This window comes from Skermanella aerolata KACC 11604, assembly GCF_000936425.1.
GTDB classification, from domain to species: domain Bacteria; phylum Pseudomonadota; class Alphaproteobacteria; order Azospirillales; family Azospirillaceae; genus Skermanella; species Skermanella aerolata.
This window is the reverse complement of record NZ_AVFK01000156.1, coordinates 1-1,467: the sequence shown is the minus strand read 5'-3', so window position 1 is coordinate 1,467 and position 1,467 is coordinate 1. Positions and strand designations below refer to the sequence as shown.

Below are 1,467 nucleotides of genomic sequence, written 5' to 3'. Positions count from 1 at the left end.
GAACCGGGACTGCCGAGCGATTGGGGGTCATGCCGCCATGGCCAGCTCTGAGGCGGGATCGACGGCCTGGAACAGCTGGCCGAAGCTGGAATCGAGCTTGCCATTGAAGCCGGCGCACCGGACCTGGAGCAGGAGATCAGCACCGCGGCGGGACCAGCGCATCTGCTGGGATTTGTTCATGCGTCGGTTGACCAGGAAGTTGGCCGTACCTTCGGTGAGCGCTGTGCCGACCCGCAGACCGGCACGATGGCGTTCGGCATAGTTGACCAGCCAAGCGCTCTGGCTGGTCAGATAGCGGTCGATCTCACGCAGCGCGGTCCACAGCCGGCGTGACGACGGGTCCCTTTTCCGATCGCCGTCGCCTCGGAAGACCGGCATGACTTGGCGGATGCGCTCGAGGGTGATCTTGGCATCCTTGGCCTTACCGTTCCAGATCCGCCAGTGCAGGCGGTCGACTTCCGCGATGATCACGGCCCTGGCGTTCTCCCGCTCTGGGGTGTCGGCCGGCAGGGTGCCGGCTGTCTTTTCGGCATGCTGCAGCCGCATGGCGATGTGGAACCAGTCGAGGCCCGGCGGCTTGGCGATGCCGGCATTGACCAGGATCGAGCGCAGCCCGGAACAGCCATCGGTGAACGCCGTCAGCTCGGTGTCGGTGGTCTGGCCAACCTCCTTGAGGCCACGCTGGATCAGCGCTTCGACCGACGTATCGGTCTTTGTGACCGCGGCGAAAACCTGCCGGCCGCCATCCGACGTCTCGACGTTGCCGAGGCGGACTTCGAGATGCCGCTGGCCATCCTCACAGCTCCGAATGAAGGTCGAGTCCAGGGTCAGGGTAATCGACGAGGCTGCGGTCGCCGGGTTGGTCGTAACGATGTCGACCAGGTCCGCGCCGACCTTGAGCGTGCAGGCGCCAGGGTCTCGGGGGCGCTCCCGGCATCGATCGGCAGAAGGAGTTCGAGCACGCCGGCGGCAACCCGGTAGGGCATGAGGGCGGAAAACTGCGCCCGGACCTTGTCGAGTTCGGGCGTCGAGCGGCAATGTGCTGGCCAGCCGTGCCCCGCTTCCGCCCCGCCGCAACCAGCACAGCGGAAGCGGGGTAGCCGCAGCGTGACCTGACCGAACAGGGTGGCGATCTGGTGGGGGCGGTAATCTTTGATCTGGCACGCGGTTCCGCAGGAGCGACACAGCGGCCGCCGAACCGCATGGTCCCGGCTCTGAGCTGTGACGATTTCCCGTTGGGCCAGAGCCACAAGCTGCTTGCCCTGCGCCAGGGTCAAGCCCAGAGCCGCAATGTCGCCCAAATCGCCGAGGCGGTCGATCGTCATCACGTCGACGCTGCGGCTCGCTCCATCGACCCCGGTTTCCACCAGGCGCAAAACCCACCCCATCCTTGATCCTCAGCCAGCCAAAAAACTCGGCTGGTCATACCCTGATCACGACCGCTCCCCCAATCGCTAGACAGTCCCA

2 protein-coding genes are annotated in these 1,467 nt (G+C 65.8%); one reads left to right on the top strand and one right to left on the bottom strand.

From position 1 onward, the window contains the following. Positions 1-27: 27 nt before the first annotated feature. Positions 28-1,077 carry a hypothetical protein gene (locus N826_RS38930; RefSeq protein WP_147041383.1) on the bottom strand — a complete coding sequence of 350 codons (1,050 nt, stop codon included), beginning with the start codon at positions 1,075-1,077 and terminating at the stop codon, positions 28-30. A 59-nt stretch (positions 1,078-1,136) separates the two neighbouring features. Between N826_RS38930 and N826_RS38925 the strand changes: the two genes are divergently transcribed. Beyond that, a complete protein-coding gene (locus tag N826_RS38925) occupies positions 1,137-1,394 on the top strand; it encodes a hypothetical protein (protein WP_157599441.1) in 258 nt (85 codons plus the stop codon). The last annotated feature ends 73 nt before the right edge of the window (positions 1,395-1,467 follow it).